The sequence below is a fragment of the Telluria beijingensis genome, assembly GCF_030770395.1.
Classification (GTDB): Bacteria; Pseudomonadota; Gammaproteobacteria; order Burkholderiales; family Burkholderiaceae_D; genus Telluria; species Telluria beijingensis.
Genome location: NZ_CP132480.1, coordinates 5327717 through 5352716, shown reverse-complemented (window position 1 = coordinate 5352716; position 25000 = coordinate 5327717). Strand labels below are relative to the sequence as shown.

Here is a 25000-nt window from a genome sequence, read left to right as displayed (position 1 = left end):
CGGCATGCACTTCGAACTGAACCAGGAACAGCAGCAACTGGCCGATGCCATCCGGCGCTGGATCGGGCGCGACTACGGCCCGGAGGCAAGGCGCGCGATCGTCCACGGCGAGGCCGGGGTCTCGGCCGCGGCCTGGGCCACCATGGCCGAACTGGGCCTGACGGCGCTGCCGGTGCCCGAGGAACACGGCGGCTTCGGCGGCGACGCCGTCGCCATGTTCGCCGTGATGCAGGAACTCGGCCGTGGACTGGTGGTCGAACCGTATGTGGCGACGGTGCTGGGGGCCGAATTCCTGCGCCTGGGCGGCGGGCATGGCGCGCTGCTCGAACGGGTGGCGGCGGGCGACCTCAAACTCGCTTGCGCGCTCGGCGAGCGCCAGTCGCGCCACGACGCCTTCGACATCGCCACCCGCGCCGAGGCCACCGAGGGCGGCTATCGCCTGCATGGCGACAAGCGGGTAGTCGTGCATGGCGCCGAAGCCGACGTGCTGGTGGTGTCGGCCCGCGACGGGGGCGGCGGCCAGGGCATGGACGGCGTGAGCCTGTTCGCGGTGCCGCGCGACAGCGCCGGCCTGCGCATCACCGGCTACCGCATGCTCGACGGGCTGCGCGCGGCCGACGTGACACTCGACGGCGTGATGGTCGATGCCGGGGCCCTGGTCGGGCGGGCGGGTGAAGGCGGCGCCATCCTCGATGCGGCGCTCGACGTTGGCGCCGGCCTGCTGTGCGCCGAGGCGCTGGGGGCGATGCAGGCGCTGTTCGATGCGACGCTCGACTACCTCAAGACGCGCCAGCAGTTCGGCGCGCCGATCGGCAAGTTCCAGGCCCTGCAGCACCGGATGGCCGATATGGCGATCCACCTGGAGCAGGCGCGGTCGATGGCCTTGCTGGCGGCGCTGGCGCTGGCGCGTGCGCGCGGCGGCGCGGGTGGCGAAGGTGGCGAAGGTCGCGAGGGCAGCGAAGGCGGCATGGGCAGCGACGCCGATGCCGATGTCGCTGCGCGCCGGCGCGCCGTGTCTGCCGCCAAGTACCGCGTGGGCCTGGCCGCGCGCGCGATCGGCCAGGGCGCCATCCAGCTGCACGGCGGCATGGGCGTGACCGACGAGCTGCCGGCCGCGCACTATTTCAAGCGCCTGGCGACGATCGAATTGACGCTGGGCGATATGGATCACCACCTGGAGCGCTTCATGGCGCAGCCGGGATTCACGGAGGCTGCATGACGGCAGGACCAGACAAGGGAGCGGCGGCGCAGGCGCCCGGGCAGGCGGATGTCCAGGCGCAGCCCGGCAAGCGCTGGTATTTCGAGGATTTCCACCCCGGCCAGCAGATCGACCTGGGCGAGCGCACCGTCACCGAGGCCGAGATCCTCGCCTTCGCCCGTGAATTCGATCCCCAGTCCTTCCACGTCGACCATGACGCCGCCGGGTCTTCGCTGTACGGCGGCCTCATCGCCAGCGGCTGGCATACCTGCAGCATGATGATGCGGATGGTGGTCGACGGCCTGTTGAACGCCTCGGCCGGCATGGGCTCGCCCGGCCTCGACGGCGTGCGCTGGCTGCAGCCGGTGCGCGCCGGCGACACGCTGCGCGTGCGCTATCTCACGCGCCAGGTCAAGGCGTCCAACACCAAACCCGATCGCGGCGTCGTCTGGTCGACCTGGATCGCCACCAACCAGCACGGCCTCGACGTGTGCACGGTCGACGGCATGAGCATGTACGGGCGCCGTCCCGCAAAGGAGAGCTGATGGCCACCACGATCGCCCTCGACGCGCTGCCCGCCCGGGTGGGCCACGAAGTCGCCGTCTCCGACTGGTTCGCGGTGGGGCAGGACCGCATCGCCACCTTCGCCGAGGCCACCGACGACCGCCAGTGGATCCACCTCGATCCCGAGCGCTGCCGGCGCGAATCTCCGTTCGGCCAGCCGGTGGCGCACGGCTTCCTCACCTTGTCGCTGTTGCCGGCCATGCTCACCAGCGCACTCGCGATCGAAGGCATGCGCATGGGCGTCAACTATGGCCTGAACAAGGTGCGCTTTCCCAGTCCGCTGCCGGCCGGCAGCCGGGTGCGCGGCCGCTGGCTGCTGCGCGGCGCCGAGGCGGTAGCCGGCGGCTGGCAATTCGCCTGGGACGTGACGATCGAGGCCGAGGGCGCGGCCAAGCCCGTGTGCGTGGCCGAGTTCCTGATCCGCTGCTACGCCTGAACCTTGCGGCCTGGCGTGGGCGCGCCGGCTGCCGCATCCACCCGATAGCGGTTGCGTCCGTCCGCCTTGGCCCGGTAGAGCAGGGCGTCGGCGCGTGCCACCAGCGTGTCGGACCCTTGCCCATCCTCCGGCACCAGGCTCGCCAGTCCCATGCTCATGGTCAGTTGCGGCGCCGTCGACGAGGCCGCGTGCGCGATGCCGAGCCGGGCCAGTTCGTCGGCCAGGCGGTGCGCCACGCCCTCGGCGCCGTGAAGGTCGAGCTGGGGCAGCAAGATGGCGAATTCCTCGCCGCCGTAGCGCGTGACCAGGTCGTGCGTGCGGCCGGCGCCGCGCCGCAGCGCCGCCGCCACCTGCACCAGGCAGGCGTCGCCGGCCTGGTGGCCGTAATGGTCGTTATAGGCCTTGAAATGGTCGACGTCGGCCAGGACCAGTGCCACCGGCAACCCGGCGCGCGCGCAGCGCCGCCATTCGGCTTCCAGGCGCTCGTCGAAGGCGCGGCGGTTGGCGACGCCGGTCAGCGGATCGGTGAGGGTCAGCGCGCGCAGCGCGTCGGCCTGGCGCTTGACGGTCAGCTGGGTGCGCACGCGGGCGCGCACCACGGCCGCGTTGACCGGCTTGCTGATGAAGTCGGCGGCGCCGGCTTCCAGCGCGCGGGTCTCGTCTTCCGGCGTCTTGAGGGCGGTGACGAAGATGACGGGGATGTCGCGCGTCTCGGGCGCCGCGCGCAGCGCCGCGCACACGGCATAGCCGTCCATGCCAGGCATCATGGCGTCGACCAGGATCAGGTCGGGAAGCTGGCTGCGCGCCAGTTCCAGCGCGCGTTCGCCATCGAGCGCGAACAGCACTTCCTGCTCGTCCTGCAGCGCCGCGTGCAGGATCTGGACGTTTTCCATTGCATCGTCGACCACCAGGATGCGGCCATTGAGGGCCATCTCGGTCCAGCTCATGGTGTTTCCTTTCGCTCCAGGAGGCGCGCCACCTGCCGCGCCGCCTCGTCGAAGCGCAGGGTGGCGATGGCGTCGGCCAGCGTCACCGCGGCTTGCTGCCCGGCCTGCGCCGCCAGGGCCGGACGCAGCGCGGCTTCGGCGGCGATGGCCTTCATATTGTTATTCTGTAGTAAGTGGAGCAGCTGCGCCAGTGCGGCGTGCAGCGTGGCGCCGTCATCCATCGGGGGTAGGACCGGGGACGACTCCGGCTGCGCCGGCGCCAGCTCGCGCGCGCTGGCGGCCAGCGCATCGAGTTCCCGCGCCAGGTCGGCCAGGCGCAGGCGCACGGTGCCGTCGTCGGCCGTGCGCAGCGCCTGTTCGAGCGCATCGGCGGCGTCGGCAGCGGCGCCGGCGCCGAGGTTGGCGCTGACGCCGCGCAGCCGGTGCGCCAGCTGGCCGGCGCCCGTGCGGTCGCCCGCATCGACGTGGGCGCGCAGTTCGGCGACGGTAGCGCCCTGGCCGTCGGCGAAGCGCACGAACAGCGCGCAGAAGCGCTCGACGCTGCCGGCGAAGCGGGGCAGGGTGGACTTGAGGTCGATGCCGGGCAGGTGCGGCAGCGCGGCCGGCAGTGCCGCCGCCGCCGGCCTGGCCCCGGCGCCATCCGCGGGCGCCGGCCGCCGCGTCACCCGCGCCAGGGTCGCCACCAGCGCGTCGACGTCGATCGGCTTGGCCAGGTGGGCCTGCATGCCCGCTTCCAGCGAGCGCCGGCGGTCTTCGTCCATCGCATTCGCGGTCATGGCCACGATCGGCAGGGTCAAGCCGGCGGCGCGGATCGCGGCCGTGGCCTCGAAGCCGTTCATCACCGGCATCTGCAAGTCCATCAGCACCACGTCGTAGGCGGCGTCCTCCTGCAGCATGCTGACGGCGGCGCGGCCATTGGCGGCGATGTCGAGCGTCGCGCCGGCATGGGCCATGATGAAGCTGGCCACCTCCTGGTTGATGACGTTGTCCTCGACCAGCAGCACGCGCATCCCGGCCAGCGCCCCGGCCAGCGTCGCGGCGGCCGGCGCCGCGCCGGCTTCCCGGGCGTCGCCCAGCAGGCGCGCCACCGCCGCGCGCAGGCCGGCGCCGGTGACCGGCTTGCCCAGCACCGCGGCCACGCCCGTTTCGTCGCCCAGTTCGGCATAGCGCTCGGTATCGGGGTCGGGGGCCAGCAGGCAGAATCGGGGAAGGTGCATGCCGGCCGCCCGCACGGCCGCGATCAGCGCCAGGCCGTCCAGGCCGGGCATGGCGCTGTCGACGAAGGCCAGGTCGTAGCGCGCGTCGCCCAGGGCGGCCAGGGCGGCGCCGCCGTCCGGCGCCGTGTCGACGCGCCAGCCGAAGGCGGCGCAGGCTGCGGCCAGGGCGGCGCGCGCACTGGCGTTGTCGTCGGCCACCAGCACCCGCAGCGCGTCGGGTGCCAAAGGCGGCGCGGCGGGCGCCGGTTCCAGCACCGCGAAGTCGAGCGCGAAGCGGAAAGTGGCGCCGGCGCCGGGCGCGCTGTCCAGCGCCAGCGTGCCGCCGGCCAGTTCCACCAGGCGGCGCGCGATCGACAGGCCCAGGCCGGCGCCGCCGTACTTGCGCACCGTGGAGCTGTCGGCCTGCGAGAATACTTCGAAGATCCCGGCCTGGACCTCGGGTGCGATGCCGACCCCGGTGTCGCGCACCTCGAACGCCAGGCGCGCCGTGTCATCGTCCGCCGCGCGCAGCCCGATCGACAGCACGATCTCGCCGCGTTCGGTGAACTTGACCGCGTTGCCGACCAGGTTGAGCAAGACCTGCTCGAGCCTTACCGGGTCGCCGCGCAGCAGCGGCGGCAGCGCCGGGTCGACCGCGAACACCAGTTCCACGCCCCTGGCCCAGGCGCCCGGCCCGTTCAGCACCGCGACGCTGGCCAGGATCTCGTCGATGCGCAGCGGAATGCGTTCCAGGGTCAGCTGGCCGGCCTCGATGCGCGAGAAGTCGAGCAGGTCGCTCAGCATGCCCAGCAGCGAGCGGGCGGCGGTGCGCATGCGCGCCACGTAGCCGCGCTCGCGGCGGCCCAGCTGGCCTTCTTCGAGCAGGCGCGCCAGGCCGACGATGGCATTCATCGGCGTGCGCAGCTCGTGGCTCATATTGGCCAGGAATTCGCTCTTGGCGCGGCTGGCCTGCTCGGCCAGGCGCAGCGCCGCCTCGAGCTGGGCGCCTGTTGCGCGCAGCGCCGCCTCGGCCGCGACCCGGGCGCCGATGTCGCGCACCGTCGCCTGCATCATGCCGACCCCGCCGATGTCGACCCGGGTCAGCAGCACGTCGGCGTGGAACGGGCTGCCGTCGGCGCGCAGGTGCACCCACTCGAAGGCCAGCCGGCCTTCGTCGAGCGTGCGCCGCATGTGCTCGAGCGCCACCTCGTTGCTCGGGCGACCGTCGGGCTGCAGCAGCGGCGACAGGCTGGCCGGCGACTCGTCGAGCAGGGCGGCCGGATCGCGAAAGCCGAACAGGTCGGCCGCGGCCTGGTTGGCGCTGACGAAGCTGGCGCCGTAGGCCAGCAGCAGGTGGGCGTCGCCGGCAGCCTCGAACAGGGCGCGGAACATCTCCTGGTGGTCGCGCTCGCGCTGCTGCTGGCGCTTGCGCTCGGTGATGTCGAGCACGACAGCGTTCACGCCCATCAGCTTGTGGTCGGGTCCATGCACCGGGTAGTAGCTCGAGATCCAGTGGCGCATCACCCCCGGCGCGGAAGGAACCTCGCCGGTGGCCTCGATCTCGACCAGCGGCCGGCCGCTGTCGATCACGCGCCGGTAGTTGGTCTCGAATTCCACGCCGGCCGGCCCGAGCAGCTCGGGCAGCGTGCGGCCGGCGTGGGCGCGCGCGGGACGGCCGTTGATGTCGGCCAGGTAGTCGTTGACCATGACCATCCGCAGCTCGGTGTCCATGAAGCACAGCCCGACCGGAATCGCGGCGTACACGGTTTCCAGCTGCGCCTTGGAGCGCTCCAGTTCCCGCGTGCGCTCGGCCACCAGGGTCTCGAGTCCCTGGCGGTATTCCTGCAGCTCGGCGTCGACCCGGCGCAGCGCCTGCGCCACCGCCTCGACCTCGCGGATGTCCGACGGCGGCAGCTCCAGCGGCGCACCGCGCCCGAGGTTCTCGGCGGGGCCTGCCAGTCCCTGCACGGCGCGCGCGATCGAGCCGCCCAGGGCCCAGGCCAGGGCCAGGCTGATCGCGAGCAGGCAGGCGATGACGGCCACGGTCTTGGCCATCGAGCGGCCGAGCAGCGCGCCGGCGGCGTCGTGCGGAAAGCGGATCGTCACCACCCAGCCATGTTCCGGCGAGCGCGCGAAGGCGGCGAAGGTTGGCGGCCCGCTGGCCTGCGCCAGCTCGACGATGCCGGGGCCGCCGCGCGCCACCGCCGCGGCGAGCGCCGGCGCCATCGGCGCTCCCAGGTGCTGGCCGGCGTCGGCGCTGCGCGACACGGTCAGCAGGCGGCGGTCGTGGATGGCGGCGATCCAGCCGTCCGGCAGGTGCTGGCTGTCGAGCAGTTCGGCCATGCGGCGCGGGCGCAGGTGGACCGAGAGCACGAAGCGCACCTCGCCCTCGTGCCAGATCGGCACCTCGACCGACAGCGCGTACTGGTCGCCGTTGTCCAGCCGGTGCAGGCCGGAGGCCACGGTGTCGCCGGTTTCGGCCACGCGCCGGATGTCTTCCTCGTTGCCGGCGCGCGGCAGCGGCGCGCCGAGCGGATAGCGGGTATTGATCAGCGGGATCCCGTTCGGCAGGCTCAGAACGAAAGCCTGGGCCGGGAAATCGGGCCGCAGCAGGCTGCGCGCCACCTCGTGGATGGCGGCCATGTCGCCGCGCGCCATCATCGCCGTATTGGCCAGCACCCGGGCCGCTGTCTCGCCGCTCTCGATGTCGCGGTCCACCGCCGCCGCCAGCACTTCGGCCACGGTGCGGGCGTCGCGCGCGACATGGTCGCGCTCGCGCACGGCGGCGTCGCGCGCCAGGGCGATGTAGCCGAGCAGGATCGGCAGCGCGCACGCCAGCACCAGGATATACAGCTTGGCGCGGATCGAAGGCAGCGGCAGACGGGCGAACGGCAAGATGGGCTCCTGGTGTAAAGACGGGCAGCGTGGGGCAGGCGTCATGGTAGCGGTCCTCATCCATGTCGCATAGCGGCGCGCGGCATGCGGCCTGACGAACGTCTTTCTCCCGCAACATGACATCACAGCCATATTTGCCTTTATGGAAAGGCGAAAAACGGTTGGTAGTTGATCGATTGTTACCTGCTGGTGGCGCTGGCGCGGCAAAACCGAGACACAATTTCATTCCACTATGATGCTGATAGTCACTATTGTTCCTCTAGGCATTAGAATCTGTGCTGCAAGAAATAACCCAAGGGGTAATATGGCAAGGCCTGAGAAAGTCCGGCTCGGCGAAGTGCTGATGCAACAGAAACTGTTGAGCGAAGAACAACTTCAGCAGGCGCTGGCCGACCAGAAGCGCACCGGCCGCAAGCTGGGCCGCGTGTTCGTCGAGAGCGGCTTCGTCACCGAAGACCAGATCTCGGGCGCCCTGGCGCGCCAGCTCGATATCCCCTACCTGAACCTCAAGTTCTACAATATCAATGCCGACCTGGTGCGCCTGCTGCCCGAGACGGCGGCGCGGCGCTTCCGCGCGCTGGTGCTGGAAGACCGCAGGGAGACGATGCTGGTCGGCGTCTCCGACCCGACCGACCTGTTCGCCTACGACGAGATCGCGCGCCTGCTCAAGAAAGGCATCGAGCTGGCAGTGGTCAACGAGACCGAGGTGCTGGGCGCGATCGACCGCATCTACCGCCGCACCGGCGAGATCACCGGCCTGGCGCGCGAGGTCGAGGCCGACCTGGGCGACGCCTCGATCGACTTCGGCGCGCTGGCCGCCAATCCGGGGCTCGAGGAAGCGCCGATCGTCAAGCTGCTGCAGTCGGTATTCGACGACGCGGCCCAGGTGCGCGCCTCGGACATCCACATCGAGCCGCAGGACGGCCGGCTGCAGATCCGCTTCCGCATCGACGGCGTGCTGCACCTGCAGACCGAGGCCGACCTCAAGGTGGCCACGCCGCTGGCGCTGCGCCTCAAGCTGATGGCCGACCTCGACATCTCCGAGAAGCGCCTGCCGCAGGACGGCCGCTTCGCGGTCAAGGTGCGCAACCAGCGCATCGACGTGCGTATCTCGACCATGCCGACCCAGTACGGCGAATCGGTCGTCATGCGTCTGCTGAACCAGGTCGGCGCCAATTTGCGGCTGGATGCGATCGGCATGCCGGCGCGCCTGGTCGAGCGCTTCCGCGCTATCGTCGCCCGCCCCAACGGCCTGGTGCTGGTGACCGGGCCCACCGGCAGCGGCAAGACCACGACCCTGTACAGCGCCCTGTCCGAGCTGAACTCGGTCGAGAAGAAGCTGATCACGGTCGAGGACCCGGTCGAATACCGGCTGTCCGGCATCAACCAGGTGCAGGTCAACGACAAGATCGAGCTGACCTTCGCGCGCGTGCTGCGCTCGGCGCTGCGGCAAGACCCAGACATCGTGCTGGTGGGCGAGATGCGCGACCAGGAAACCGCCTCCATCGGCCTGCGCGCCGCGATGACGGGCCACCTGGTGCTGTCGACCCTGCACACCAACGATGCCGCCAGCACGCCGCTGCGCCTGATGGACATGGGCGTGCCGCGCTATATGGTCAGCGGCTCGCTGCAGGCGGTGCTGGCACAGCGCCTGGTGCGCGTGATCTGCGAGAGCTGCACGGTGGACTACCAGCCGGCCGCCAACGAAATCGACTGGCTGCGCGCCGAACTGGGCGAGCATGCCGCGACCACGCGCTTCCATCACGGCAAGGGCTGCTCGCACTGCAACGGCACCGGCTATCGCGGCCGCACCGGCGTCTATGAACTGCTGGAGATGACGCGGCCCGTGCTCGACGCCGTCAACCATCCGGATCCCGGCCACTTCCTCAAGGCGGCCCAGGCCGAGATGCGCGGCGCGACCATGCGCCGCCACGCCGTGGCGCTGGCGGTGCAGGGACGCTCGACGATCGCCGAGGCGATGCGGATCAGTAACCAGGCCGACGACTGAGACCGGGACTGAGCCATGCCATATTTCGCCTACAAGGGCCGCAACGGACGCGGCGAATTGACGCAGGGCGTGCTGGAAGGCGCCGACAGTGCGGCCGTGGCCGACCTGCTGCTGGGCAGCGGCGTCACGCCGCTCGACATCAGCGTCACCAGCAAGGCCTCGACCGGCACCGGCACCGGCCTCGGTTGGCGCCAGCGCCTGTTCGAGAAGAAGGTGACCTCGATGGACGTGCAACTGTTCAGCCGCCAGCTGTATACGCTGCTGAAATCGGGCGTGCCGATCATGCGCGGCCTGGCCGGGCTGCAGGAGTCGGCCATCAGCCCGGCGTTCGGGCGCGTGATCAAGGACTTGCGCGAGTCGCTCGACGCCGGCCGTGAACTATCGGCCGCGATGATGCGCCATCCGCAGTGCTTCACGCCGTTCTACCTGTCGATGGTGAAGGTGGGCGAGATGACTGGCCGCCTGGAAGAAGTGTTCCTGCGCCTGTTCGACCACCTGGAATTCGACCGCGACATGCGCGAGCGGGTCAAGACGGCGCTGCGCTATCCGGGCTTCGTGGTGGTCGCGATGATCATCGCCATGGTGGTCGTCAACATCTTCGTCATCCCGCAATTCGCCACCGTGTTCAAGTCCTTCGGCGCCGAGCTGCCGCTGATGACGCGCATCCTGCTGGCGACATCCGCCTTCACCATCACCTGGTGGCCGGCGCTGGCGGGAAGTGCGCTGCTCGGCTGGTTCGGCTTTCGTGCCTGGACCCGCACGCTGAAGGGGCGCCTGGCCTGGGATCGCTACAAGCTGCGCCTGCCGATCGCCGGCAAGATCCTCCACAAGGGCACCATGGCGCGCTTCGCGCGCAGCTTCGCGCTATCGCTGCGCAGCGGCGTGCCGATCGTGCATGCGCTGACCGTGGTATCGCAGACCGCCGACAATGCCTACCTGAGTTCGCGCATCGAGCAGATGCGCGACGGCGTCGAGCGCGGCGACAGCATCCTGCGCACCTCGACCGCGGCCAATGTGTTTACCCCGATCGTGCTGCAGATGATCGCGGTGGGCGAAGAGACCGGCGCCATCGACGACTTGATGGACGAGATCGCGCAGATGTACGAGCGCGAGGTGGACTACGAACTCAAGACGCTGTCGAGCCAGATCGAGCCGATCCTGATTTCCTTCCTGGGCGCAATGGTGCTGGTGCTGGCGCTGGGGATTTTCTTGCCGATCTGGGACCTGGGACAGGCGGCGCTGCACACGAAATGAGGCGCGGCAGGCAGGCAGTGTTGTGAAAAGTACGCATCCGTATGACCAAACTTAAAATTTCATCAATGAAAGATTGCTTTAAAGCGATACGTTTGCCGCCAAGACATCAAAATTGCACAATCTCACGGTAGAATCATTCAGCAATGCAACACCCAGCAGGACGGCCACTCGTCCCCATCATCGTAACGGAGAAAGAAGAATGAAAACCAGTTTCAACAAGAAAGCGCAGAGTGGTTTCACCCTGATCGAACTGATCGTCGTGATCGTCATCCTGGGCATCCTGGCAGCGACTGCCTTGCCGAAGTTTTCCGGCCTGAGCGGCGATGCGCGCATCGCCACCCTGAACGCGGTCAAGGGTTCGCTGTCGTCGACCTCGGCCATGCTGCATGGCCGCGCCCTGATCAACCCGAATCCGCAGAATGGCGCCTTCACGGTGGAAGGCGGCATCAACGTCCCGATGGGAACGACCGGCTACGCGAACGCGAGCACCCAACTGGCCGCCGCCGCCGGACTGGGCGCCGACGACTACACGATCGCCGACGAAGGCACCGTGCTGAAGATCACGCCGAAAAGCGTGCCGTCGGCCCTGGCAACCACCTGCCACGTGACCTATACCGAGCCAGCCAGCGCCGATGCCGCGCCGGTGATCGCGCTCGCCAACAACCTCAAGTGCGAATAAGTCTCGCCTGATGCATGAAGGGCGCTGCGCTTGCAGCGCCCTTTGTTTATGAACGGGCTGGGCGCTGTGTCGCCAGGCCACACTCCATGAACAACTTTTACCGAATCGGCGACTTTTTGTGATTCCTGCCTGTGGGTCTTGTCTATAATCAAGTCCTTAGGACCCGACAATGTTCGATCACCAAAACGGCTTGCATGCGTTTGTTTAAGAAAGCAAAAAAAAGGGATGGCTGGCTGACCGTGGCGCTTGCCCGTGACGGCATGACGCTGGCAAGCGTCAAGCGCCAGGATGGCGCCCGGCCGCAGTTGCGCCTGGCGCAACTCCTGCCTGGATCGATCGGGGTCGAGGCGCTCGAGAAGGCCGCGCGCGAATGCAAGGCGCCGCTGCGCCACTGTACCGCCTTGCTGGCCGGCGGCGAATACCAGATCCTCAACGTCGAGGCCCCGAATGTCCCGCGTGAGGAAATGAAGACGGCGGTGCGCTGGCGCCTGAAGGACATCCTCGATTTCCCGGTGCTCGAAGCCACCATCGACGTGCTCGACATCCCGCTCGACGCCAACTCGCGCGCCCAGCAATCGCTGTTCGTGGTCGCCGCAAAGAATGGCGTGATCCAGCCGCGCCAGAAGCTGTTCCTCGACGCCAAGGTCGACCTGCACGCGATCGACATCCCGGAGATGGCCCAGCGCAATATCTCGGCCATGCTGGAACCCGAGGGCCGCGGCGTCGCCATGTTGTCGTTCGGCGACGACGGCGGCCTGCTGACGGTGTCCTACCGCGGCGAGCTGTACCTGTCGCGCCGCTTCGACGTCACGCTGGCCCAGCTGCTCGAGCCGGACCACGAGCGCAAGCACCAGAGCTTCGACAAGATCACCCTCGAGCTGCAGCGCTCGCTGGACCATTTCGAGCGCCAGTATTCCTTCATCAGCATCGCCAAGCTGGTGCTGGGCCCATCGCCCGTGAGCGGCCTGGACGAGTACCTGTCGAGCAACCTGTACACGCCGGTCGAGACGCTCGACCTGGCCACGCTGTTCGACCTGTCGCGCACGCCGGAGCTGGCGGACCTGGCGCAGCAACAGCGTTTCTTTTTGGCGATCGGCGCCGCGCTGCGCGAAGGCGAGGGCGCATGAAGCAGCAGATCAACCTGTTCAATCCGGCCTTCCAGCCGCAGAAACAGATCCTCTCGAGCGCCACCATCGCGCTGGCCCTGGGGGCAGTGGTCGCCGGCCTCGCCATCCTGGCCGTGCTGGGCCGCATGGAAACCGCCGAACTGCGGCAACAGGCCGGCAGCGGCGCCGCCCAGCTCGAACAGCGCCAGGCACGCCTGGCGAGCGCCAACCGCGAGTTCGTGCCGCGCCAGAAGGACGCGGCGCTGGCTGCCCAGCTGGCCGAGGCCAACGCCCAGCTGGCCGCCATGCGCCACATCTCGGGCGCGCTGTCGCGCGGCGAACTGGGCGACACCAGCGGCTTCGCCGGCTATTTCAAGGCGCTGGCGCGCCAGGGCATGCAAGGCCTGTGGCTGACCGGCGTCACGGTCGGCGCCGGCGGCGCGCAGATCGGCATCAAGGGCCGTACGCTCGACCCGGCCATGGTGCCGGGCTACCTGAACCGCCTGACCCACGAACCGCTGATGCAGGGTAAGACCTTCGCCAGCCTGCAGATCGGCGAGGCCGCGCCCTTGCAGGTGCAGGACGCCGAGGGCAAGCTGGCCACGCGCCCGGCGCCATATATCGAATTCAGCCTGCAATCGGTGGCCGCGGAGCCGGGCCGATGAAAGAGCGCATCCTGCAACTACGCGCGCGTATCGACGCGCTGTCGCTGCGCGAGCGCGCCATGGTGTGCCTGGCCGCCTGCGCGCTGCTGGCCTTCGCCGGCCACGCGCTGCTGCTGGCGCCGCTGGAAGCGGAGCAGGAGGCGCTGCGCAGCCAGATCGCCCAGCAGCGCACCGAGATGGCGGCCATCGACGAGGCCATCGCCAGCCGCGTGCAGGCGTTCCATGTCGACCCCGACGCCGAGGCGCGCAACCGCCTGAACGGACTGCGCCAGGAGATGGGCCAGCTTGGCGACCAGCTGCTGGCGATCCAGCACGGCCTGGTGCCGCCCGAGCGCATGGGGCCCCTGGTCGACGGCATCCTGCGCGCCAATGGACGCCTCAAGCTGGTGTCGATGCGCACCCTGCCGGTGGAACCGCTGGCGGGACCGGAGGCGGCGGCGTCCGCCGCGCCGGCCGCCACCGCCGCCGCGCCTTTGCTGTACCGCCACGGCATCGAAGTCACGGTGCGCGGCAACTATCTCGACATGGTCGACTACATGAGCGCACTCGATGCGATGCCGACCCGGATGTTCTGGGGCCGCGCCCAGCTCGACGTGGAGGAGTATCCCGCCGCGCGCCTGACGCTCACCCTGCATACCCTGAGCCTGGACCGACAATGGATGAAGCTGTGAAGAACCTGAGTGTCACCCTGCTGGCCTGCCTGGCGCTGGCCCATTTGCCCGCATCCGCGCAGGCACTGCCCGACCCGACCCGCCCGCCGGCCGGCATGGAGCGCGGCGCGTTCGACACCGGCGCGGTGGACGACGGCCCGCGCCTGCAATCGGTGCTGATCGCGCGCCATGCGGGCGGCCGCCACGTCGCCGTCATCGATGGCGAGACGGTGCGCCTGGGTGAGACTTTCAAGGGGGCGCGCGTGGCGCGCGTCGGGGCCGACGAGGTGGTGCTGGTACGCGGCGGCGAACGCCAGGTGCTGCGCCTGGACGCGCCGCTGCCGGGCATGACCCGGGCCGCCAAATGACCCGGAAGGCCGCCATGAACAAGCATGTATTCATCCCGTGCGCGCTGGCGCTGCTGCTGGCCGCTTGCCAGAGCGCGCCGCCGAACGCGACCTATGACGCCATCAGCCAGGAGATGGCGAAGGCCAATGCCCAGCCGGCCCCGCGGCCGGCGGTCGACGACGCGGTGGCCAATGCGCTGCTACCGCCGGCGGCAAGCCTGGCCAGCCAGTTGCCGAAGGCGCGGCCGGCGCTCGAGGAGCGCTTCAACGTCGCCTTCAACAACGTGCCGGCGCAGCAGTTCTTCCGCTCGATCGTGGCCGGCACCCGCTACAATATGCTGGTGCACCCGGACGTGAGCGGCACCATCAGCGCCAACCTGAAGGACGTGACCCTGGTCGAGACGCTCGAAGCGGTGCGCGACATGTACGGCTACGACTACAGGATCGACGGCGCGCGCATCAGCATCCGCCCGCTGACCATGCAGACCCGCATGTTCCAGGTAAACTACCTGACCGCGCACCGGCGCGGCATGTCGAACACGCGCGTGTCCTCGACCTCGGTCGCGGACGCCGGCAACAACAATAACAACAATAACGGCAACAACGGCGGGGGCCAGGGTTTCGGCAACCAGGGCGGCCAGAATGGGCAGAACGGCCAGGACGGCACTGGCCAGAACGGCCAGCGCCAGCTCAACAGCACCGACGTCCAGACCCTGTCCGACAACGACTTCTGGAAAGACCTGAAGGAGTCGATCGTCGCCATCGTCGGCACGCTCGACGGCGGCCGCAGCGTGGTGGTCAGCCCGCAGTCCGGCGTGCTGGTGATCCGCGCGATGCCCGACGAACTGCGCAACGTCGACGCCTACCTGAAGGCGACCCAGCTGTCGGTCGACCGCCAGGTGATCCTGGAAGCGAAGATCCTCGAGGTGGAGCTGAGCGACAGCTACCAGAGCGGCATCAACTGGGCCTCGTTCGCCTCGTTCCGCGGCGGCACCGCCAACCGCGTCTCGGGCGGCATGATCTCGCCCGGCGCCAACCTGGCGCCGCTGCCGTACGGCGGCGGCCAGCCGGCCGTGATCAACAACGGCCAGGGCCTGGCGGCCAGCACCGGCTTCTCGCTGTCGAACGCGGCCAGCGCGGCCGGTTCGCTGTTCGGCTTCGCCTTCCAGACCAATAATTTCGCGGCCCTGATCACCTTCCTGGAATCGCAGGGCAGCGTGCACGTGCTGTCGAGCCCCCGCATCGCGGCGGTCAACAACCAGAAGGCCGTGCTCAAGATCGGCACCGACGAATTCTTCGTCACCGGCATCACCAACAACATCAACACCACCAACAACAGCACCATCGTCAGCCCGACCGTGACGGTGCAGCCCTTTTTCTCGGGCGTAGTGCTGGACGTGACGCCGCAGATCGACGACAAGGGTAACATCCTGCTGCACGTGCACCCATCGGTGAGCCAGGTATCGACCGTCAACAAGGACGTCGACCTCGGGTCGGGCGGTACCCTGCGCCTGCCGCTGGCGGCGTCGAGCACCTCGGAGCTGGACAGCATCGTGCGCGGCCGCGACGGCCAGGTGGTCGCGATCGGCGGCCTGATGCGGCAAGCCTCGAGCGGCGACACCGACCAGTTGCCCGGCGCCGACAAGATCCCGCTGCTGGGCCAGCTGTTCCGCAACAAGAACCGCGTGAGCCAGAAGCGCGAGCTGGTGGTGCTGATCAAGCCCACCATCGTCGAAGGGGCGAGCGACTGGAGCCAGGACATGCTCGACGCCGGCCGCCGTATCGAACAGCTCGACCCGCGTATCCGGGGGCGTGACTGATGTACGCGGCGCACTTCGGCCTGCGCGAGCTGCCGTTCGGGATCACGCCCGACACCAGCTTCTTCTTCGGCAGCCCGCGTTCGCAGGAAGCGCTGAACACCCTGCTGGTGGCGGCGCGCGCCGGCGAAGGCTTCATCAAGATCACCGGCGAGGTCGGCACCGGCAAGACGCTATTGTGCCGCAAGTTCATGGCCACCCTGGGCGAGGGCTTCGTCACCGCCTATATCCCGAATCCCTACCTGGAGCCGCGCACCCTGATGCTGGCGCTGGCCGACGAACTCGAGATCGCGCTCGAGCGCGACGTCGACCAGCACCAGTTGCTCAAGGCGATCAACCTGCGCCTGCTGCACCTGGCGCGCGCGGGGCAGCGGGTGGTGTTGTGCCTGGACGAGGCGCAGGCGATCCCGGTCGAGAGCCTGGAAGCGCTGCGCCTGCTGACCAATCTCGAGACCGAGAAGCGCAAGCTGCTTCAAATCGTGCTGTTCGGCCAGCCGGAATTGAACCGCAAGCTCGAACTCGATTCGATCCGCCAGCTCGCCCAGCGCATCACGTTTCACTACCATCTCGGTCCGCTGAGCCGCGACGACCTCGATTTCTATGTCGCGCACCGGCTGCGCGTGGCCGGCTTCACCGGCGCGCGCCTGTTCACCGGCGCCGCCATCCGCAGCCTGTACAAGGCCAGCGGGGGCGTGCCGCGGCTGGTCAACATCATGGCGCACAAGGCGCTGATGCTCAGCTACGGCCAGGGCAAGCAGCAGGTGGTGGGCAGCCATGTCGCGATCGCCGCGCGCGATACGGTCGGTGTCACGCGCACCATCCGCATCTGGCTCGCTGGTGGCGCCGTGGTCGCCGCCGCGGCGGCCGGCCTGGCGTGGGCGTTCGCGCTATGAGCCTCATTAACAAGATGCTGCAGGACCTCGACGCCCGCGCCGGCCAGCCAGGCGCCGCGCCGCTGCCCGCCGACGTGCGCCTGCCGCCGGCGCGCGATCCGCGCCCATGGCTGCGCGGCGCCTTGGCCGGCGGGGCCCTGGCGGTGGTCGCTGTGGCCGGCCTGGTCGGCTGGCGCATGAAAGGCGAGCCGCCGGCGCCGGTGGTCGCATCCGCGCCGGCACCCGCACCTGCACCGGTACCGGCGCCGGCGCCGGCGCCCGTGTCGCCGACAGTGGTTCCGGTGGCCGAGGTCGCGCCGCCCGCGCCGCCGCCGCCACCCGCCGCGCCACAGCCTGCACCCGAACCGGCCCCTCCGGCGCCACGCACGGAAGCGGTGCGCGAACCCGCCAGGGTCGCGCCCGCGCCGCGCAAGCAGGCGGCGCCCGCGGTCGCGGACGGCCGCACCGAGACCGCGACGCAGCGCACCGAGAACGCCTACCGGCGCGCACTGCTGGTGCTCGAGGATGGCCGCGTCACCGAAGCCATCGCGACCCTGCAGGCCGCGCTCAAGCTCGACCCGCGTCATGAACCTTCGCGCCAGACCCTGGTGGGACTGCTGATCGAGGCCGGGCGGACGGATGACGCGATGCGCCAGCTGCAGGTGGCGCTGGCGCTCGATGCGCGCCAGCCGTCGCTGGCGATGCTGCTGGCGCGCCTGCAGCTGGAGCAGGGCGGTCCCGCGCTCGAGACCTTGACGCGCACCTTGCCCCATGCGGCCGGCAATGGCGACTACCATGCCTTCCTGGCCGGTGTGCTGCAGCGCGAAGCGCGTCATCGCGAGGCGGCCGGGCATTACCAGGAGGCGCTGCGCGCCAATCCGGGCAATGGCGTGTGGTGGATGGGCCTCGGCATCTCGCTGCAGGCCGAGAAGCGCGATGCCGAAGCGGTGGCGGCGTTCCGGCAGGCGCAGGCCAGCGCGACCTTGTCGCCCGAGCTGGCGGCCTTCGTCGAGCGCAGGCTGAGGCAACTCGGACGCTGAGCACGGCCGTTGTGATAGCATCGCCGGGTTCGTTATTTCCCTGGCATCTTTTGCAAAACCACGTGGCCACATCGACGCAGTACACACCACCAGCCGCGCCCTGGCGCTTGCGCATCGCACTGGTGCTGTCGGTGCTGCTGCACGTCCTGCTCCTGAGCGTCCCGATCGAGGGCGAGGTGTTCGGTCTTTCCGGCCTGCGCTTCCCGTGGGAAGAACGCCGGCTGGCTGCCGCCGATCTGCAGGTGGTGCTGGCGCAGCCGCCGGCGCCGGCCGTTGCGGCGCCCGAACCGCATGCCAGGCCGCTGCCGAAGCCGGCGCCGCCGCCAGCACCGCAACCCTTGCCGCCTGCCACTGCACCAATGAAGACTGCCGTGGTCGAGGCGCCGAAGGAAGACGTCGTGGCCGAGACTCCTCCCGCACCGAAGCAGGAACCGGACGATGCAGCCCGCTTGCAAGAGCGCGAATTGATCGCACTGGCGCGCGAACAGGCCGCGCGCGAAGAAAACCTGCGCGTGGAGGCGGATCGTATCGCCGCCGAACGGCGCGAACAGGCGCGCCAGGCGCAACTCGCAGCGGAACGGGAAGAGCAGGCCAGGCGCGACGCGCTGGCGCGGCAGGAGGAAGCATCCCGGCTGGAAGCGGAGCGCCAGGAAGCGGCGCGGCAGGAGCTTGCGCGACAGGAGCAGGCCAGGCAGGAACTGGAACAGGCCAGGCAGGAGCAGGCAAGACAGGAACAGGCCAGGCAAGAGCAAGCCAGGCAGGAACAGGCCAGGCAGGAACAGGCCAGGCAGGAACAGGCCCGGCAGGAGCGGGAAAGACTGGCGCTGCAGGCGGCGCCGGCTGCTCCAGTCCCGGCCGCGCCGCCGACGTCGCGCGAGGAGCGGCTGCGCGCGATCGGCCAGCAGCTCGCGCGTGAAGGCGTCGGTACGCCACCTGGCCCGCCCCAGCCCACGGTCAGTGGCCTGCGGCGCGGCTGGCTGTTCGGGCGCGCCGATTCCAACCAAGACCTGGTCCAGTATGCGCAGGCGATGGGCCGCAAGATCGAGTTGAACCAGACCCTGGACATGGTGCGCGAGGCGCTAAAGCAGCCGCATGGCGAGCCGGTCGTGACCATCGCGGTGCGCGCCGACGGCTCGGTGGAAAAGGTCACCTTCGAGAAATCGAGTGGCGTCCCGGCGATCGACGACGGCATCCGCCGCATCATCGCGAGCCAGGCGCCGTTCGGTCCTTTCCCTCCCGCGCTGGCGCGCCAGTACGACGTGGTCGAGATCCGCCGCACCTGGCTGTTCGACGTCGCCGTGCGCTTGCAATAATCATCATCTAATTGCTTGACAAGAACCTTTGGTGATCCTAAAGTGATATCACTTTGATGTAACTTACCTGAGGGGAGTCCACCATGCATGCAGCACATACGCGCCGCGAGTCGGCGTTTTCGTCGGCGAACGGCTACCTGGCGGCCGGTGGCGGTTTCATCCTGCTGCTGGGCGCCCTCTACCTGTTCAAGAAGATGGCGGACGGACCGAACGGCCTGGCCTTCCTGGTCGGCGGCGTGCTCCTGGCGCTGCTCGGCACGTTGTGCCTGGCTGGGCTCTACATGCTGCAGCCGAACGAGAGCGCGATCCTGACCCTGTTCGGCAAGTACATCGGCACCGACCGCAGCGAAGGCCTGCGCTGGGCGCTGCCGTTCTACGTCAAGCGCCGGCTGTCGCTGCGCGCCCGCAATTTCAACGCGCCGACGCTCAAGGTCAACGACAAGCGCGGCAACCCGGTCGAGATCAGCGCGGCGGTCGTCTGGCGCGTGCGCGACACCGCCCAGGCCGTGTTCGAGGTCGACGATTTCGAGCGCTACGTGGCGATCCAGGCCGAGGCCGCGCTGCGCCACCTGGCCTCGCAATATGCCTACGACGAGGGCGAAGACCTGCCCGACGGCGAGACCACGCTGCGCGCCGGCATGGACGTGGTGGCCGACGCGCTCAGGCGCGAATTGCAGGCGCGCTTCGAGGCGGCGGGCGTGGAAGTGCTGGATGCTAAACTGACGCACCTGGCCTACGCCGCCGAGATTGCGCAAGTCATGCTGCGGCGCCAGCAGGCGGAAGCGATCATCAGCGCCCGTTCCAAGATCGTGCATGGCGCGGTGAGCATGGTGGAAACGGCGCTGAAGGGCCTGTCCGAGCGCGGCATCGTCGAACTGGACGATGAACGCAAGGCGGCGATGGTCAGCAACCTGCTCGTGGTGCTCTGCTCGGACAAGGAAACCCAGCCGATCGTGAACACGGGCACCCTGTACAACTAGTCTGGCGAGCATGGCAAGCCCCGGTAAAAAAGCGTTTCCGCTGAGGATAGACCCGGCGCTGTGGGAAGAACTGCAGCGCCTGGCCGCGCGCGACCTGCGCAGCGTGAACGCGGAAATCGAGTTCCTGCTGCAGGAAAGCCTGGCCCGTCGCGGCGTGAAGATCAAGGAATCGAAGGGCAGTAACGATGAAACGTAGTACGAGCGGCGGCCTGGTCTATTCGACCGATGGTGGCCGCATGTGTCCCGATTGCCGCCAGCCGGTGGCGGCCTGCGGCTGTGCGGCGCAGGCGGTTCCAAAGGGCGACGGCAATGTCAAGGTGTCGCGCCAGTCGAAGGGCCGCGGCGGCAAGACCGTCACCCTGGTCAAGGGCGTCGCGCTCGACCCGGTCGCGCTGGCGCTGCTGGGCAAGCAGTTGCGCACTGCCTGCGGTTCGGGCGGCACGGTCAAGAATGGCGTGATCGAAATCCAGGGCGACCATTGCGAACTGGTGATGGAGACCCTGCGCAAGCTCGGTCACGACCCGAAGCGCGCCGGCGGCTGACGTGCCGGCGGCCGCAAAGCCGGCGCCGGATATGCTAGAGTGACAAGGTTTCCCGGTGCGCGACAGTGTGCCGGTCAACGTTCCCGGTCGAATGACCCAAGAATAATCCCGGGTGTCCCATGAACCTGTTCGAACATCTGGCCGTGCTGGCGCTCCTGGTGCTGGCGGCCGGCTTCCTGTCTCTCACCGAGATCGCGCTCGCGGGCGCACGCAAGATCAAGCTCAAACTGCTGGCCGAGGCGGGCGACGAGCGCGCCCGCAAGGTGATGGCGCTGCAGGCCCAGTCGGCCGACTTCTTCGCCGCCTCGCAGCTCGGCCTGAACGCCATCGCCATCCTCGGCGGCATCCTGGGCGAGGGCGCCTTGCGGCCGTTCTTCCTGGACTGGCTGTCGCTGTTCTACAGCGGCCCGGGCCGCGAAAACGTGGCCTTCGCCCTGTCCTTCGTGTTCGTCACGACCCTGTTCGTGCTGTTCTCGGACCTGATGCCCAAGCGCCTGGCGATGATCGCGCCCGAGGCCACGGCGATGGCCGTGATCCGCCCGGTGCTGTTCGTCATCCGCCTGTTCAGGCCATTCTCGTGGGCGCTGAACAAGATCGCCAATATGCTGTTCCGCCTGTTCGGGGTCGACATGACGCGCGAAGACCGCATCACCTTCGACGAGATCTCGGCGGTGGTGGAGGCCGGCGCCCAGGCCGGCGTGCTGCAGAAGCAGGAGCAGCACTTCATCGAGAACGTGTTCGAACTGGAGTCGCGCACGGTCACCTCGACCATGACCACCCGCGAGAACGTCGTGTTCTTCGACCTGGGCGAACCCGAGGAAAGCATCCGCCAGAAGATCGCCAATCACTCGCTGTCGAAGTTCCCGGTCTGCGACGGCGTGATCGACCGCGTGGTCGGCTACGTCGATACCCGCGACATCCTGGTGCGCCTGCTGGGCAAACAGTCGAAATTCCAGCTGAGCGAATCGACGATCCGCACGGTGCTGATCATCCCCGATACGCTGACGCTGTCCGAGATGCTCGACCGCTTCAGGTCGAGCAAGGAAACCTTCGCCATCGTGATCAACGAGTATGCCTTTGTGGTCGGCGTCATCACGCTGAGCGACATCATGGTGACCGTCATGGGCCGCTGGGGCAGCCCGCAGGAGGCCGACCAGCAGACCATGCAGCGCGACGACGGCTCGTGGCTGATCGAGGGCAGCACGCCGGTGGCCGACATGAAGCGGGTGCTCGACCTGCAGTCGCTGCCCGAGGAAGAACGCTACGAGACGGCGGCCGGCTTCATGATGTACATGCTGCGCAAGGTGCCCAAGCCGACCGATAGCGTCGAGTACGAGGGCATGCGCTTCGAGGTGGTCGACGTCGACCACTACCGGATCGACCAGCTGCTGGTCAAGCGCCTGGAGCGCAGCGACACGGCGTCGCTGGCAGTGGACTCACTCACCGACTGATGCCATTGTCGAGTCGTGCGTCAATATATCGCGCGCTTTGGTAGCCTGAACCGGTCCGGCTCGCTCATGGAAGCGGGCCGCCAACCCACCAGGAGCCCAACAATATGTCCATCCGTAATCTGCTGTCTTCCATCCTGATCGGCGCCGTCGCCAGTGCGCGCTCGATGACGCCCATGGCCACCATCGCCACCGCGCGCCTCGCCGGACGCGGCACCTCGGGCGAACTGTTCCTGCTGGACCGTCCCACTTTTAAATATGGCGCGCTGGCGATGGGCGTCGGCGAGCTGTTCGGCGACAAGATGAAAAGCGCGCCGGACCGCACCGTGTTCCTGGGCTTGCTGGCGCGGGTGATGAGCGCGGGGATCGCCGGCGCGGCGCTGGCGCCCCATGGACGCGAAAAGGCCGGCGCAGCGGCCGCCGTCGCCACCGCCGTGCCGCTGGCCTACCTGACGCTGGCCGGCCGCAAGCAGGCGATGGCGCGCATCGGCCAGACCCGCAGCGGCTTGATCGAGGACGCGCTGATCGTCGCCGCCGGCGCGGCCATCGTGACGATGGCCACCAAACAGGGGCGCTACCAGCATTGATTCGCGGATCTACAGGCGCGCGAGACGCTCCAGCGCCAGTTGCAGCGTCTCGTCCTTCTTGGCGAAGCAGAAGCGCACCACCTTCGATTCGGTCGGCCGGCTGTAGAACACCGACACCGGAATCGCCGCCACCTTGATCTCGGTGGTGAGCCATTTGGCGAAGTCCACCTCTGGCAGATCCGAGACCGCGTCGTAGCGCACGCACTGGAAGTACGTGCCGTCCGACGGCAAGAGCGTGAAGCGCGAACCGGCCAGCCCGGCGCGGAACAGGTCGCGCTTGGCCTGGTAGAAGGCGGGCAGGTCGCGCCACGGCGCCGGGTCGGCCAGATAGGCCGCGATGGCGTGCTGCAGCGGCGTGGCGACGCTGAACACGTTGTACTGGTGGACCTTGCGGAATTCGACCATCATGGACGCCGGCGCCGCCACGTGGCCGACCTTCCAGCCGGTGACGTGGAAGGCCTTGCCGAAGCTCGACACCACGAAGGCGCGTTCGGCCAGCACCGGGTGGCGCGACAGCGACGCATGCGGCTCGCCGTCGTACACCATGTGCTCGTATACCTCGTCGGCCAGGACCAGGATCTGGCTGCCGTCGACGATCGCCGCCAGCGCATCGAGGTCGGCCTGGCGCAGGATGGTGCCGGTCGGGTTGTGCGGGGTGTTCACCACGATCATGCGGGTGCGCGGCGTGACGGCCGCGCGCACGGCATCCCACGGCACGCTGTAGCCGGCGGCATCGACCCGCATCGCCACCGGCACCACCACGCCGCCGCCGAGCGCGATCGCCGGCGCATAGCAGTCGTAGGCCGGCTCGATGACGATCACTTCGTCGCCCGGATGCACCACGGCCAGGATCGCCGACTGGATCGCCTGGCTGGCGCCGACCGTGACGGTGATCTCGGTGGCGGGATCGTAGCGGTGGCCGTATGTCGCCTCGATCCTGGCGGCGATCGCTTCGCGCAGCGCCGGCAGGCCGGTCATGGGCGCGTACTGGTTATGCCCGGCGCGCATCGCCTCGCTCACCAGGTCGACCAGCTTCGGGTCGCAGGCGAAGTCGGGGAAGCCCTGGCCGAGGTTGACGGCGCCATGCTCGAGCGCCAGTTGCGACATCTGGGTGAACACGGTGGTGCCCACTTGGGGCAGGCGGGAAACCAGGGAAGGAGTGCTCATGGATGCTCTTCAGGCAAAAAGCCTATTCTAGCGTGCCTTCGGCCCTGGCCTTGAGCCAGGCTTCGGGCAGCATGATGCGGAACAGGCCGGCCTGCGCCGTCTTGCGGCCCAGCTTGAGCAAGGCCTTGTCCTTGCTGATCAGGATCGAGGCGCCGGCGTCGCGCGCCAGCTCCAGGAATTTCTGGTCGTCGCGATCGGTGCAGACCGGCAGGCGGATGGGTTTCGCGTCCGGCGCCACCAGGCGCAGCAGGGCGTCGAAGCGCGCCGCCGCCTGTTCGCGGCCCGCCTCGTCGAGCGGCAGGTGCGGGTAGCGCAGCACGGCCAGGTATTCGTCGCGGCACTCGGCGCGCGTGATCGCATCGACCTGTTTCGCTTCGATGGCGGCAAGCAGCTCGGCCCAGCGCGGGTCGTGGAACACGAACAGGTCGAGCAGGACATTGGTGTCGATGACGATGGGTTTTGCTGGAACGGTTATCATGGTGCTTGTTTATTCTTGGAAAATTTTTGGTCGTTCATGCTGATTGTCCTGTCTCCCGCCAAGTCCCTCGATCTCGAATCGCCCCTGACTACGAAGCAACATACCACTCCCGAGTTCATCGCACAGGCAAGTAGTCTGATCGCGGTGCTGCGCGACTATTCGCCGGCCCAGATCGGCGAGCTGATGCACCTGTCGGATGCACTGTCGGTGCTCAACGTCGGCCGTTACGCTCACTGGGAGCGCGATCACTCCGAGGCGCGCCCTGCCATCATGTCGTTCAACGGCGACGTCTACACCGGTTTCGATGCGCCTGGCCTGGATGCCAAAGGGATCAACTATGCCCAGCGCCACGTGCGCATCCTGTCCGGCCTGTACGGCCTGCTGCGTCCACTGGACCAGATGCATCCGTATCGCCTGGAAATGGGCACCAAGCTGGCGAACCCGGGCGGCAAGGACTTGTATGCGTTCTGGGGCGCGACCATTACCGAGGCGCTGAACCGCCAGCTGGCCGAGACCAAATCGACCGCGTTGGTCAACCTGGCCTCGACCGAATATTTCAGGTCGGTCAAGCCAAAGCTGCTGGATGCCCCGGTGATCGAGCCAGTATTCCAGGACTGGAAGAACGGCCAGTACAAGATCATCTCGTTCTTCGCCAAGCGCGCCCGCGGCATGATGGCGCGCTATGCGACCGACAAGGGCATTACCGACCCCGAGCAGTTGAAGGAATTCGACGTCGACGGTTATGCCCATGACGCCAGCGCGTCGAGCGGCAACAGCTGGGTGTTCCGCCGCCGCGTGGAAGCCTGACCCG

General features: G+C 68.6%; 24 protein-coding genes. 20 read left to right on the top strand and 4 right to left on the bottom strand.

Annotated features, from left to right (window positions below):
• The first annotated feature begins 4 nt into the window (after positions 1–4).
• The 3 genes from Q9246_RS23580 to Q9246_RS23570 are packed head-to-tail and all read left to right on the top strand — an operon-like array spanning position 5 to position 2198.
• Positions 5–1219, top strand: a complete 1215-nt coding sequence (locus Q9246_RS23580) for an acyl-CoA dehydrogenase family protein (RefSeq protein WP_306393551.1) — start codon at positions 5–7, stop codon at positions 1217–1219.
• Positions 1216–1743 (top strand): MaoC family dehydratase, encoded by a 528-nt coding sequence (locus tag Q9246_RS23575; protein ID WP_306393549.1) that lies wholly within the window; start codon positions 1216–1218, stop codon positions 1741–1743. The genes Q9246_RS23580 and Q9246_RS23575 overlap by 4 nt, the downstream gene beginning before the upstream one ends.
• Complete coding sequence (locus tag Q9246_RS23570) at positions 1743–2198, top strand: MaoC family dehydratase (RefSeq protein ID WP_306393548.1); 456 nt, start codon at positions 1743–1745, stop codon at positions 2196–2198. Before Q9246_RS23575 ends, Q9246_RS23570 begins: the two co-directional genes overlap by 1 nt.
• Here Q9246_RS23570 and Q9246_RS23565 read toward each other — a convergent pair.
• Together Q9246_RS23565 and Q9246_RS23560 are read right to left on the bottom strand one after the other, a co-directional pair.
• Entirely contained in the window at positions 2189–3145 is a 957-nt protein-coding gene (locus tag Q9246_RS23565; RefSeq protein WP_306393546.1) for a diguanylate cyclase, read from the bottom strand. The genes Q9246_RS23570 and Q9246_RS23565 overlap by 10 nt on opposite strands.
• Positions 3142–7236, bottom strand: a complete 4095-nt coding sequence (locus Q9246_RS23560; protein ID WP_306393544.1) for a response regulator — start codon at positions 7234–7236, stop codon at positions 3142–3144. Before Q9246_RS23560 ends, Q9246_RS23565 begins: the two co-directional genes overlap by 4 nt.
• A 304-nt stretch (positions 7237–7540) precedes the next feature.
• Between Q9246_RS23560 and Q9246_RS23555 the strand changes: the two genes are divergently transcribed.
• The 16 genes from Q9246_RS23555 (at position 7541) to Q9246_RS23480 (ending at position 22544) form a co-directional block, all read left to right on the top strand.
• Complete coding sequence (locus Q9246_RS23555) at positions 7541–9244, top strand: GspE/PulE family protein (protein ID WP_306393541.1); 1704 nt, start codon at positions 7541–7543, stop codon at positions 9242–9244.
• A 15-nt stretch (positions 9245–9259) separates the two neighbouring features.
• The gene (locus tag Q9246_RS23550) at positions 9260–10498 is read left to right on the top strand and encodes a type II secretion system F family protein (RefSeq protein ID WP_306393539.1); all 1239 of its coding nucleotides are present in this window, start codon (positions 9260–9262) and stop codon (positions 10496–10498) included.
• Between the two features lie 199 nt (positions 10499–10697).
• On the top strand, positions 10698–11177 hold the full coding sequence (locus Q9246_RS23545; protein WP_306393537.1) for a type II secretion system protein: 480 nt from the start codon (positions 10698–10700) through the stop codon (positions 11175–11177).
• A 194-nt stretch (positions 11178–11371) separates the two neighbouring features.
• Complete coding sequence (pilM, locus tag Q9246_RS23540) at positions 11372–12304, top strand: type IV pilus biogenesis protein PilM (RefSeq protein WP_306393535.1); 933 nt, start codon at positions 11372–11374, stop codon at positions 12302–12304.
• Positions 12301–12948, top strand: a complete 648-nt coding sequence (locus Q9246_RS23535) for a hypothetical protein (protein WP_306393534.1) — start codon at positions 12301–12303, stop codon at positions 12946–12948. The genes pilM and Q9246_RS23535 overlap by 4 nt, the downstream gene beginning before the upstream one ends.
• Complete coding sequence (gene gspM / locus Q9246_RS23530) at positions 12945–13619, top strand: type II secretion system protein GspM (protein WP_306393533.1); 675 nt, start codon at positions 12945–12947, stop codon at positions 13617–13619. The genes Q9246_RS23535 and gspM overlap by 4 nt, the downstream gene beginning before the upstream one ends.
• A complete protein-coding gene (locus Q9246_RS23525; protein ID WP_306393532.1) occupies positions 13616–13966 on the top strand; it encodes an MDR/zinc-dependent alcohol dehydrogenase-like family protein in 351 nt (116 codons plus the stop codon). The genes gspM and Q9246_RS23525 overlap by 4 nt, the downstream gene beginning before the upstream one ends.
• Positions 13967–13980: 14 nt before the next feature.
• Positions 13981–15765: a pilus (MSHA type) biogenesis protein MshL gene (gene mshL / locus Q9246_RS23520; protein WP_306393531.1), complete on the top strand. Its 1785-nt coding sequence runs from the start codon at positions 13981–13983 to the stop codon at positions 15763–15765.
• The gene (locus Q9246_RS23515) at positions 15765–16655 is read left to right on the top strand and encodes an ExeA family protein (RefSeq protein WP_306393530.1); all 891 of its coding nucleotides are present in this window, start codon (positions 15765–15767) and stop codon (positions 16653–16655) included. The genes mshL and Q9246_RS23515 overlap by 1 nt, the downstream gene beginning before the upstream one ends.
• Positions 16652–17674 carry a tetratricopeptide repeat protein gene (locus Q9246_RS23510; RefSeq protein ID WP_306393528.1) on the top strand — a complete coding sequence of 341 codons (1023 nt, stop codon included), beginning with the start codon at positions 16652–16654 and terminating at the stop codon, positions 17672–17674. Before Q9246_RS23515 ends, Q9246_RS23510 begins: the two co-directional genes overlap by 4 nt.
• A gap of 62 nt (positions 17675–17736) precedes the next feature.
• Positions 17737–18987: a TonB C-terminal domain-containing protein gene (locus Q9246_RS23505; RefSeq protein WP_306393526.1), complete on the top strand. Its 1251-nt coding sequence runs from the start codon at positions 17737–17739 to the stop codon at positions 18985–18987.
• 83 nt (positions 18988–19070) lie between these two features.
• On the top strand, positions 19071–19967 hold the full coding sequence (locus tag Q9246_RS23500) for an SPFH domain-containing protein (protein ID WP_306393523.1): 897 nt from the start codon (positions 19071–19073) through the stop codon (positions 19965–19967).
• Positions 19968–19977: 10 nt separating this feature from the next.
• Complete coding sequence (locus tag Q9246_RS23495; RefSeq protein ID WP_306393520.1) at positions 19978–20163, top strand: type II toxin-antitoxin system antitoxin; 186 nt, start codon at positions 19978–19980, stop codon at positions 20161–20163.
• Complete coding sequence (locus Q9246_RS23490) at positions 20153–20509, top strand: translation initiation factor Sui1 (RefSeq protein ID WP_306393518.1); 357 nt, start codon at positions 20153–20155, stop codon at positions 20507–20509. Before Q9246_RS23495 ends, Q9246_RS23490 begins: the two co-directional genes overlap by 11 nt.
• A 119-nt stretch (positions 20510–20628) precedes the next feature.
• Positions 20629–21960 carry a polyamine export protein PaeA gene (gene paeA, locus Q9246_RS23485; protein WP_306393517.1) on the top strand — a complete coding sequence of 444 codons (1332 nt, stop codon included), beginning with the start codon at positions 20629–20631 and terminating at the stop codon, positions 21958–21960.
• 104 nt (positions 21961–22064) lie between these two features.
• Complete coding sequence (locus Q9246_RS23480) at positions 22065–22544, top strand: hypothetical protein (protein ID WP_306393515.1); 480 nt, start codon at positions 22065–22067, stop codon at positions 22542–22544.
• Between the two features lie 9 nt (positions 22545–22553).
• On the opposite strand, the gene Q9246_RS23475 is transcribed toward Q9246_RS23480, so the two are convergent.
• Complete coding sequence (locus Q9246_RS23475) at positions 22554–23711, bottom strand: pyridoxal phosphate-dependent aminotransferase (RefSeq protein WP_306393514.1); 1158 nt, start codon at positions 23709–23711, stop codon at positions 22554–22556.
• A gap of 22 nt (positions 23712–23733) precedes the next feature.
• Positions 23734–24189 (bottom strand): putative toxin-antitoxin system toxin component, PIN family, encoded by a 456-nt coding sequence (locus tag Q9246_RS23470; RefSeq protein ID WP_306393512.1) that lies wholly within the window; start codon positions 24187–24189, stop codon positions 23734–23736.
• Positions 24190–24225: 36 nt separating this feature from the next.
• Here Q9246_RS23470 and yaaA point away from each other — a divergent pair, with 36 nt between their 5' ends.
• Complete coding sequence (gene yaaA, locus Q9246_RS23465) at positions 24226–24996, top strand: peroxide stress protein YaaA (RefSeq protein ID WP_306393511.1); 771 nt, start codon at positions 24226–24228, stop codon at positions 24994–24996.
• Positions 24997–25000 lie beyond the last annotated feature (4 nt).

Coding starts and splice junctions, on each gene's coding strand:
- Q9246_RS23570 (WP_306393548.1), top strand. CDS start 1,743: ATGGCCACCACGATCGCCCTCGACGCGCTGCCCGCCCGGGTGGGCCAC.
- Q9246_RS23490 (WP_306393518.1), top strand. CDS start 20,153: ATGAAACGTAGTACGAGCGGCGGCCTGGTCTATTCGACCGATGGTGGC.
- Q9246_RS23510 (WP_306393528.1), top strand. CDS start 16,652: ATGAGCCTCATTAACAAGATGCTGCAGGACCTCGACGCCCGCGCCGGC.
- Q9246_RS23495 (WP_306393520.1), top strand. CDS start 19,978: ATGGCAAGCCCCGGTAAAAAAGCGTTTCCGCTGAGGATAGACCCGGCG.
- pilM (WP_306393535.1), top strand. CDS start 11,372: ATGCGTTTGTTTAAGAAAGCAAAAAAAAGGGATGGCTGGCTGACCGTG.
- Q9246_RS23515 (WP_306393530.1), top strand. CDS start 15,765: ATGTACGCGGCGCACTTCGGCCTGCGCGAGCTGCCGTTCGGGATCACG.
- Q9246_RS23535 (WP_306393534.1), top strand. CDS start 12,301: ATGAAGCAGCAGATCAACCTGTTCAATCCGGCCTTCCAGCCGCAGAAA.
- Q9246_RS23565 (WP_306393546.1), bottom strand. CDS start 3,145: ATGAGCTGGACCGAGATGGCCCTCAATGGCCGCATCCTGGTGGTCGAC.
- yaaA (WP_306393511.1), top strand. CDS start 24,226: ATGCTGATTGTCCTGTCTCCCGCCAAGTCCCTCGATCTCGAATCGCCC.
- Q9246_RS23475 (WP_306393514.1), bottom strand. CDS start 23,711: ATGAGCACTCCTTCCCTGGTTTCCCGCCTGCCCCAAGTGGGCACCACC.
- Q9246_RS23470 (WP_306393512.1), bottom strand. CDS start 24,189: ATGATAACCGTTCCAGCAAAACCCATCGTCATCGACACCAATGTCCTG.
- paeA (WP_306393517.1), top strand. CDS start 20,629: ATGAACCTGTTCGAACATCTGGCCGTGCTGGCGCTCCTGGTGCTGGCG.
- Q9246_RS23545 (WP_306393537.1), top strand. CDS start 10,698: ATGAAAACCAGTTTCAACAAGAAAGCGCAGAGTGGTTTCACCCTGATC.
- Q9246_RS23580 (WP_306393551.1), top strand. CDS start 5: ATGCACTTCGAACTGAACCAGGAACAGCAGCAACTGGCCGATGCCATC.
- mshL (WP_306393531.1), top strand. CDS start 13,981: ATGAACAAGCATGTATTCATCCCGTGCGCGCTGGCGCTGCTGCTGGCC.
- gspM (WP_306393533.1), top strand. CDS start 12,945: ATGAAAGAGCGCATCCTGCAACTACGCGCGCGTATCGACGCGCTGTCG.
- Q9246_RS23480 (WP_306393515.1), top strand. CDS start 22,065: ATGTCCATCCGTAATCTGCTGTCTTCCATCCTGATCGGCGCCGTCGCC.
- Q9246_RS23500 (WP_306393523.1), top strand. CDS start 19,071: ATGCATGCAGCACATACGCGCCGCGAGTCGGCGTTTTCGTCGGCGAAC.
- Q9246_RS23550 (WP_306393539.1), top strand. CDS start 9,260: ATGCCATATTTCGCCTACAAGGGCCGCAACGGACGCGGCGAATTGACG.
- Q9246_RS23575 (WP_306393549.1), top strand. CDS start 1,216: ATGACGGCAGGACCAGACAAGGGAGCGGCGGCGCAGGCGCCCGGGCAG.
- Q9246_RS23555 (WP_306393541.1), top strand. CDS start 7,541: ATGGCAAGGCCTGAGAAAGTCCGGCTCGGCGAAGTGCTGATGCAACAG.